Origin of the sequence: Candidatus Williamhamiltonella defendens (assembly GCF_900699045.1) — a bacterium.
Classification (GTDB): domain Bacteria; phylum Pseudomonadota; class Gammaproteobacteria; order Enterobacterales; family Enterobacteriaceae; genus Hamiltonella; species Hamiltonella defensa_A.
Genome location: NZ_CAADHL010000008.1, coordinates 21,087 through 30,311, shown reverse-complemented (window position 1 = coordinate 30,311; position 9,225 = coordinate 21,087). Strand labels below are relative to the sequence as shown.

The 9,225-nt window shown below is 42.7% G+C and carries 6 protein-coding genes; 1 reads left to right on the top strand and 5 read right to left on the bottom strand.

Features of this window, described 5'->3' with window-relative positions:
• Positions 1-254 precede the first annotated feature (254 nt).
• Positions 255-2,261 carry a polysaccharide biosynthesis protein gene (locus tag CICURV3402_RS06205; RefSeq protein WP_158380276.1) on the top strand — a complete coding sequence of 669 codons (2,007 nt, stop codon included), beginning with the start codon at positions 255-257 and terminating at the stop codon, positions 2,259-2,261.
• Between the two features lie 294 nt (positions 2,262-2,555).
• Here CICURV3402_RS06205 and wbpA read toward each other — a convergent pair whose 3' ends face one another.
• From wbpA to CICURV3402_RS06180, 5 genes are all read right to left on the bottom strand, one after another.
• Complete coding sequence (gene wbpA, locus CICURV3402_RS06200) at positions 2,556-3,869, bottom strand: UDP-N-acetyl-D-glucosamine 6-dehydrogenase (RefSeq protein ID WP_158380275.1); 1,314 nt, start codon at positions 3,867-3,869, stop codon at positions 2,556-2,558.
• 37 nt (positions 3,870-3,906) lie between these two features.
• Positions 3,907-5,013 (bottom strand): DegT/DnrJ/EryC1/StrS family aminotransferase, encoded by a 1,107-nt coding sequence (locus tag CICURV3402_RS06195; protein WP_158380274.1) that lies wholly within the window; start codon positions 5,011-5,013, stop codon positions 3,907-3,909.
• 3 nt (positions 5,014-5,016) lie between these two features.
• Complete coding sequence (locus CICURV3402_RS06190; RefSeq protein WP_158380273.1) at positions 5,017-5,598, bottom strand: acyltransferase; 582 nt, start codon at positions 5,596-5,598, stop codon at positions 5,017-5,019.
• Between the two features lie 1,813 nt (positions 5,599-7,411).
• Entirely contained in the window at positions 7,412-8,362 is a 951-nt protein-coding gene (locus tag CICURV3402_RS06185) for a Gfo/Idh/MocA family protein (RefSeq protein WP_158380272.1), read from the bottom strand.
• A gap of 257 nt (positions 8,363-8,619) precedes the next feature.
• Positions 8,620-9,225 carry a sugar transferase gene (locus CICURV3402_RS06180; protein WP_158380279.1) on the bottom strand — a complete coding sequence of 202 codons (606 nt, stop codon included), beginning with the start codon at positions 9,223-9,225 and terminating at the stop codon, positions 8,620-8,622.

The window sequence follows — 9,225 nt, the reverse complement described above, 5'->3', positions numbered from 1 at the left end:
TGAAGAAAAACGATGAGATACTCTATCAGCACGAAAAAAGTTAAAAGGATATGATCCAGCCTGAAGATTGGACATGCCAGATTTGCTTAGAGAGATTCAGTATTATCATTATTCAAAGCACAAATGGCATAATGTGTCGAAAGCTAGTGTATCAGCACTTAATCATCTTACTGCGGCTTGCTGTGTACACCTAAATATCAGCTTTAATACGTAAAAAATCAGAAGATTCCAGATGAGGTACTGTTATGTTGAGGTTGGCTGACAAACTCCGGGCGCGTCTAATAAAGCTGCCACGTCGTTACAAGCGTCTGATCCAGATTTCCATGGATGTTGTGTTGCTTTGGGCCGCCTTGTGGATGGCTTTTGTGGTGCGACTTGGGGGTATTAATGACATCCATCCGCTCAGCAAGCATCTATGGTTATTCCTAGCTGCGCCACTCGTTTCCATCCCACTTTTCATCCATTTTGATATGTACCATGCGGTTATGCGATATTTCGGAAATGATGCAATGATAGCTATTGTAAAAGCTGTTAGCTTGTCTACATTGATTCTTACCTTGATGGTGTATTGGTATCGGGATGCTCCTACGATAATTCCTCGCTCCATGGTGTTCAGCTACTGGTGGTTGAGTATTATGCTGACTGGTGGCTTACGTCTTTGCATGCGCCATTACTTCATAGGGAACTGGTTGACCAATCATCAGCATTCCAGATCTAGTAGCAACGATAACCTATTTTCGCACGTCGCTATTTACGGTGCAGGGTCTGCAGGTAACCAGTTGGCGGCAGCTTTACGTATGGCACGCATCATGCGTCCAGTGGCTTTTATAGACGATGATCATAATATTTCTAATCAGATAATTGCCGGCCTGCGTGTATATTCGCCAAACCATATTCAGCGGATGATTGATGAGACTGGCGCTGTGGAGATCCTACTGGCCTTGCCATCCGCAAGTCGCAAGCGCAGGCGCCAGGTATTGGAAACGCTGGAGCAGTATCTTCTGCATGTTAGAACTGTTCCCAGTTTTATGGATTTGGCCAGTGGCCGGGTAAAAGTGGAAAACGTTCATGAGGTGGCTATTGCAGACCTCCTTGGACGCGATGCAGTGCCGCCGCGGCAAATTCTATTAGAGCGTTGCATACGTGGTCAGGTTGTGATGGTTACCGGTGCTGGCGGCTCAATTGGTTCTGAGCTCTGCCGGCAGATCATCTCCACCGGGCCAAAGGTGTTGCTACTGTTCGAGCAGAGCGAATTCAATCTCTATAGCATTCATACCGAGTTGGAGAAACGTATACACAGAGAATCCTTTAGTGTGCGTCTCTTGCCTATTCTCGGTTCGGTGCGCAATCAGGATCGTTTGTACGAGCTTATGCGTATATGGGCTGTGAATACCGTTTACCACGCGGCGGCCTACAAGCATGTGCCGATGGTAGAACATAACATTGCCGAGGGTGTTTTCAACAACGTATTAGGCTCATTGTACACAGCACAAGCGGCGATACGAGCTGGTGTAGAACACTTCGTGCTGATCTCAACGGACAAGGCAGTGCGCCCGACCAATGTGATGGGTTGTACCAAACGTTTGGCTGAGATGGTATTGCAGGCACTTAATCTGGAAAGCACTTCAGTGATTTTTCAGGATAAGGAGGGTATACATACGGTCAATAAAACCCGTTTTACTATTGTGCGTTTCGGCAACGTGTTGGGTTCTTCTGGTTCGGTAATTCCGTGTTTTTATGAGCAGATCCGAAAAGGTGGGCCAGTCACGGTTACACATCCAAACATGACTCGCTACTTCATGACCATCCCTGAGGCAGCGCAGCTGGTGATCCAGGCGGGGTCGATGGGAAAGGGTGGTGATGTTTTCGTATTAGATATGGGCCAGCCAGTCAAGATCGTAGAACTGGCAAAGAAAATGATCTGCCTTACTGGGCTCAGTGTATGTTCTGATACTAATCCACATGGTGATATCTCCATCGAGTTCACTGGTCTACGCCCAGGAGAGAAGCTTTATGAAGAGTTGCTGATCGGTGACAACGTTAGCCCAACCGATCACCCGATGATCATGCGCGCCAGTGAGGAGCACATGCCTTGGGAAATATTCAAGGTAGTATTGTCTCAGTTGATTGACGCGGTAGAAAATGATGATTACGACCGCGTTTGCCGACTATTTCGAGAGACGGTCTGTGGTTATAAGCCAGAGAGAAAAATTGTTGATTGGATCTACATGAGGCGCAAAACTAATGATACTGTCTTTTAATTAAATAAACCCATGGGCTTTTGTTGCTTATTTTGCAAACTATATAGTTAATTGCAGTAATTTCTTTCTATTATTAGATGCTGGCTTTATGGCAGTAGAAAAGCTTGATGGATAAGTCAACATCCTTTTCCAGTGCTCATGATAAAAGATCATAAATTTATCATTTAAAATATCCAACAACAAAAAATGTAGTTTCCTTATTTGTTTACCAAATCATTTGAGGAGATCAATTTAAGAAATCACAATTTTTATGTTAATTATTTATATTATTCAAGTTTATATTTATAAAAGGCCTCAGGCCTTAATAATGTGCGATGCAGCTGAACGATACTTTCCCCTGCTATCAATAATTAGTCGGGAGGCAACTTTGATGAGCTCGTAGTCAAATTTATCGTGGTCGGTAGTGAGTAAAACCGCATCAAAACTGCCTATATTTTCTCGCGACAGAGTTTCGCTTTTTAGGTTGAAGTCATGCTCTCGCATCTTCGGGAATACGGGGACATGAGGATCGCTGTAAGCGATCGCGCAGCCTTTTGCTTTAAGCAGCTCCATGATTTGGACCGATGGTGACTCACGCATATCGCCCACATTTTTCTTGTAAGAGATGCCTAAAACTAGCACTTTACTACCTTTAAGTGCCTGACTGCGCTCATTCAGGCCATCGGCCAATTTTCTGACCACATACTCCGGCATTGTTTTGTTAACTTCACCGGAAAGCTCGATAAATCGAGTATGCAGACCATACTCACGCGCCTTCCAGGTCAAATAGAATGGATCGATAGGGATGCAATGCCCCCCCAACCCTGGGCCAGGGTAATAGGCGGTGAAGCCAAAAGGTTTAGTCGCAGCGGCATCGACAACTTCGAAAATATCGATGCCCATGCGATCAGCGACGATTTTCATTTCATTGACCAAACCGATGTTTACGGCACGATGAATATTCTCCAACAGTTTTGTCATTTCTGCAGTCTTGGTTGAGCTGACCGGTACTATCTGATCAATAGCTTGCTCATAGAGTGCAGTGCCGACTTCCAAACAAGCCGGCGTATCAGCTCCAATAATTTTTGGGATGGTTCTAGTATAAAAATCAATATTTCCCGGATCTTCTCGTTCTGGCGAGTATACCAAAAAGATATCTTTGCCCACAACAAGACCACATTCCTGAACACGCGGAAGCAACTCCTCTTCAGTCGTACCTGGGTATGTTGTACTTTCTAGTGATACAATCTGGCCAGAACGTAAGTAGGGCTTGATAGCATCAGTGGTATTAATGACAAAGCTCATGTCAGGTTCTCGATACTTATTCAACGGGGTAGGCACGCACAAAATCAGAGCATCGCATTCTGAAACGCGACTCAAGTCAACTGTAGCTTCAAATCCTGATTGACACGCTTCTATGATTTTGGTGGGAGGGATATGTTCAATATAACTGATGCCCGCATTCAATTTTTTGACTTTGCTTCCATCAATGTCTATGCCCAACACGCGAAAACCGATTTCGTTATAACGAAGCATTAAAGGTAACCCCACATAACCAAGACCAACAATCCCAATCAGCGCTTTCTTACTTTTAAACTTGGCAACACTCTCTTTTTTCTGCAGATACATCTGTAATACTCCGCATTAAATAAAAAATGAATGATACTTATAATGCTCCATTGATGCGATAGAATCCAACCAACTTACTCACAATGTGCTCAATATCTGCATCTTTCATATAAGGGTGCATCGGAAGACTCAATACTTCATTTGCAATACGATCACCTACAGGTAAATGAACAGCTGTATCTCTCATTACAGGCTGCTTATTTAAGGGGATCGGGTAATGTACTACACTAGGTATATTGTGCTCTTTAAGCTTGACTTGGAGCGCAGAGCGATTTAAAACCTGCACAGTATATTGAGCATACACGGATCTATTATGAGACTCTACGTATGGAATAGTTTTAACGCCTGCATTCAAAAATAGCTTATTATATTTATCGGACACTTGATTACGTAACTCAATTTCATCGGATAATATCGCAAGCTTTGTTAACAAGATCGCAGCTTGTATCGTATCTAATCGACTGTTAACTCCCACTCTAATATGATGGTAACGTTGCTTCTGTCCGTGGCGGGCTATTTGACGTACTACCGTTGCAAGCTGCTCATCGTTGGTAAATATGGCGCCACCATCTCCATAACAGCCAAACGGCTTGCTTGGAAAAAAACTAGTGCAAGATACGGTTGTCAAATTGCAAGAGTAGCGTTCCTTGTAAGTAGCCCCAAAACTTTGAGCAGCATCTTCTATTACTGGGATGCCGTATCGAGCAGCGATATGATTGATGGCATCATAATCAGCACATTGACCATATAAAGAAACAGGAATAATTGCTTTGGTGCGAGGCGTAATTGCAGCTTCCAGTAAGCTGGCATCCAAGTTATAAGTTTTCGGATCGACATCTACATACACCGGTTTCGCACCCAATAATACCACTGTCTCGGCAGTCGATATGTAGTTGAACCCAGGAGTAATGACTTCATCACTTGGGCCAATACCCAATGCCATTTGTACAATCTGCAGCGCGTCTGTGCCATTGGCACAGGTAATGCAGTATTTGGAACCCACAAAATCAGTTAGTTTCTTCTCAAGCTGAGAAACTTCAGGCCCCAAAATATATTGACCATGCGCTAAAACACGCTGTATCGCTTGGTCTATTTCAACTTTAATACGCGCTTGCTGAGCTTTAAGATCAATGAATTCAATCATGATTCAATTATTCAATTTAACAATAGCGTTTCCACTGAGACGATAGAGTGCATTGGTATGAATGCAACCTGTCTCTCCTTCTCCATAAAGTGGCAATTCAAGCTGTTCACCAAACTCACTCATCCAACCAATTTGGCGAGCAGGGACTCCGACCATCAAAGCGTAACTGGGGACATCTTTTTTTACTACCGCGCCAGCACCAATAAATGCAAAATTGCCAATCGTCACACCACAGACGACTGTACAGTTTGCACCTAGCGTGGTGCCTTTACAAACGAGTGTATTACGGTACTCATTTTTACGTTCAATTAAGGCTCGAGGATTATAAACATTGGTAAATACCATACTCGGCCCGCAAAATACGCCTTCCTCTAGTGTGACGTTATCATAAACCGACACGTTGTTCTGAATTTTACAGTGATCACCGATAACGACTTTATTACCAATAAAAACGTTTTGTCCTAAGGATACCCATTTACCAATGCGAGCACCGCTACAAACATGAACAAAGTGCCAAATTTTTGAGGATTCACCGATATCAGCTCCGGCATCAACGATGGCGGAAGGATGTTGATAATGTGACATGCTGGATACCTGCGTAGTCATTGAATGGTTATAGATAGATATTTTTTAAAATATGGTGCTAAGAACAGACCATAAATATGAGCCAAAAGTTCGTTTAAATGATGATTGTCAAAATAGATCAGTTAGCCGCGATAAGAGGGGGAACTTTCCTGAATTTCTCCCATATCCCGTTTTACTATGACACCCACTTTCTATCTCGGCCAACTATTTGTGCAACGTCGCTGTTAGCGTTTTCCCAGTCGTTGTTTTGACTAACATGGATAGGACATTCTAACGCGTATAAACGCCTTATTCACAGAGGACTTGAGCGAGCTAAATAACCTTTCATTACGCTAGAGTCTACTTTTTAAAAAATCAGTAAGAAATGGAGTGCATAAAGTTGGGATGATACGCATGCCACTGCCACATAGCGACGATAACGATCAATCGTTCTCCATCTATCTATGCTGCATGCACGGAAATCTATGAGTAAAAATCGCTTAGAGCATAGTCAGGTATACGCCACAAGCCCCACATCAAATTTACCGTTGCAGCATATCTTGTCTGCCGGCGCGTATCGAATCATATTCGATAGAAATTGTTTCTCAACCATATTATTCAACTTAACAATCAATAACATCACATACCAGCAGTCATTACCAGTGCGATCATACTTCTTGGTTTTTTCAAGAACACTCTTATGATAACGTGCGAGGTTCTCTACCTAATTAAAAGATAACGACGACAATAGAAACGTTATGGCGATAAAGACGAGTACCCAAAGTATCGTCAAGTCATAGTGTACAATATAATAACGCATAAAAGCCAAGACTGGACAATGCCACAGATAAAGTGAATAGGATAGAGCGCTAATTTAAACAAATCCATCAATCGAAAGCACTCGACTTACCACACCTTTTACTTGAAGTAATTAATAGAAAAGTAGAAAAACAATGGGTGTTCGATGCAAAACATAGAAAATTTTTCTCGTCGATAAATATAAAACACAGACCAAGAATCACCATACCTGCCAAACCAGAAAGTGTGGAAGATCCGCTTGACCAGATTTTACCCATACTAGTAAAAGCAATCCCGGTAAAAGCAAGCAAAGCACCTAATAAGAATTCTAGCACTCTCTAAAACAAATCGTAATAAATATAACGCTAGTTATCCTCAAGCCTTAGTTGCGACTCTGCATAAGCGAACAAAGAAACGTACAACACACCTATTAACCAAGGTAGAATCTGTCGTGGCGTAGTCCATACAAACAAAACTGAAAAAAGATAAAACTGCAGCATATCAATGGCTAATGACCAAGTATGCAACAGTGGAAGTTCGTATGCACCAGGAGCAAAATCACTACCAAATCCTGAAAATACTAGTTACTAAAAAAAGCAGCGCGGGCACGTTCAACTTTTTATAAAAAGGAAAATCGCACACCACAAATAATAAAGATGGCACAATACTGACAAGCGTAAGCATCATAATATAGGCAGGCACAATACGTTTTATACGTCCACAGCAGAAATTACGCAAATTAAAAATTTTATTGCTCTCAATAATTCGAGAAGAAATAATAAATCCAGAAATCACAAAAAGACATCAACTCACACAAAACAACTAGGCAGTAAGGTTTTACAGGCATGACAGAGTGTCATGGACAAAACAGCTATAGCGCGCAGGCCACGCCGAAACCTATTCTGACGATAAGCCTTGTCCTACAATATGGACAAGGTTGGATGTGTTATTGATCTATTCATACCCACGGCGATTACTCAATCTTCCAATGGCTGAAAAAAGGATAGATGCAACAGGAAATCAGGTTCATTAGAGATCAACGAAGCAAGCCAGCAAGCATTGGATGGCCATCGCAATTGGAAGGCGGAGTAACTTTAGAGGAGCGAATAAACTCGACTGTCTCGACGCAGTTACGGGCATCTTCTATTCCATAACCACGGCCAGACAGAATTTCCTGGTAGCTGGTAATATGTAGATCGGTAAACCCTTCAGAAAACTCGATTTCTTCACCATTCACGATCATAGAACGATAAGTCGGACTCTTTCCAGTCACAGAAGCAGGCAGATCATCAGCATCGATCGACAGGAACCAACGCACTTTGGCGTTCTCGTATTCAAGATAACCTGCAGCCTTGCATTCATCGCTAAAATGCACGACATTACGTTCAAGCCTGCAGAAGATAAAGTGCAACATATCATAGAAATGCACGCCAATATTGGTCGCAACACCAAAAGACTTCCGCGGATCGCCTTTCCAACTCTCCCTATACCACTTGCCACGAGAAGTTATATATGTGAGTTCAATCTCATACTTTTTCTCTGTACTTTTTTTATCAACTTTATCTTTCAAAGACAGAATAGCTGGATGGTGACGTAATTGGAGAATATTAAATACGCGCTTACTCGTTTCTTGCTCGACTTTGGATAGCTCGTTAAGAATTTCGCTTGTAGGTACTAAGGGCTTCTCACAAATTACATCACAGCCCATGCGTAGCGCTGCGGCAATATGAGCATGGTGTAGATAATTTGGTGAGCATATCGAAACGTAATCAAGTGCGGTTTCAGGATTTCTATTCAGACGAAATACGTGCTCCTGAAAACGCTCAAATTCGGTAAAAAACTCACTCTTTGGAAAGAGGCTGTCAATAATACCAACCGAATCATTAATATCGTAAGCGGAAACCAACATATTGTGGGTATTCTTGATCGCACACATGTGACGTGGAGCGATGTATCCAGCAGCACCGATGAGAGCGAACTTTTTCATTAGCAGTATTCCTTTTAAAACAAAGCAATCCCGGAACTCTGAGTTTTGGGCAACGAGACGCTAATTGTCCTGAAGCACATTACTAAGCAAGATTCTTCACATTGTATCATCTTCGCTTTTAAAGCTGCAGCTTTGTTGGCTGCGTGCGATCGACTGTTGCTCATCGGCCACTACCTGGCCGCCTTGCTGCAACACCAAATACTGTGGGTATATGGATTACAATATCATGTGGTGGTTACCACCACCTGCACACTTTTCTATGCATCAATACCGTTCGTATCAGAATTCTTTGTACCGGAAAATTTTGACATAGTGACCTCACCTTCGGCACTAATACCTTCACGGCTTAAAACTTTTATCACTGTCATAAAAAGTATTTTTATATCCAGCCAGATCGTATGGTTGTCCACATACCAAACATCAAGCTTAAACTTTTCTTCCCAGCTCAACGAATTGCGTCCATTGACCTGGACACAACCAGTAATACCAGGCCTGACTTCATGACGACGCGATTGCTCAGAGTTGTACAACGGTAAGTATTCATTCAAGAGTGGACGAGGCCCGACCAAACTCATGTCGCCCTTAAGAACACTCCAGAGTTCTGGGAGTTCATCGAGACTACTGGATCGTAAAAAGTTGCCAAATGGTGTCATGCGCTCAGAATCAGGTAGCGGTTTACCTGACAAGTCCGTCGCCTCACGCATACTACGAAACTTTACTAGCTCGAATGGTTCCGCATGCAGCCCAGTACGTAGCTGACGAAAAACAACTGGGGTACCGAGATGTTTACGAACTTTCCAGAACGTCCACGCAATAATCGGAGACAGTATAAAAAGGGCGAACACAGAAACTACAATATCCAT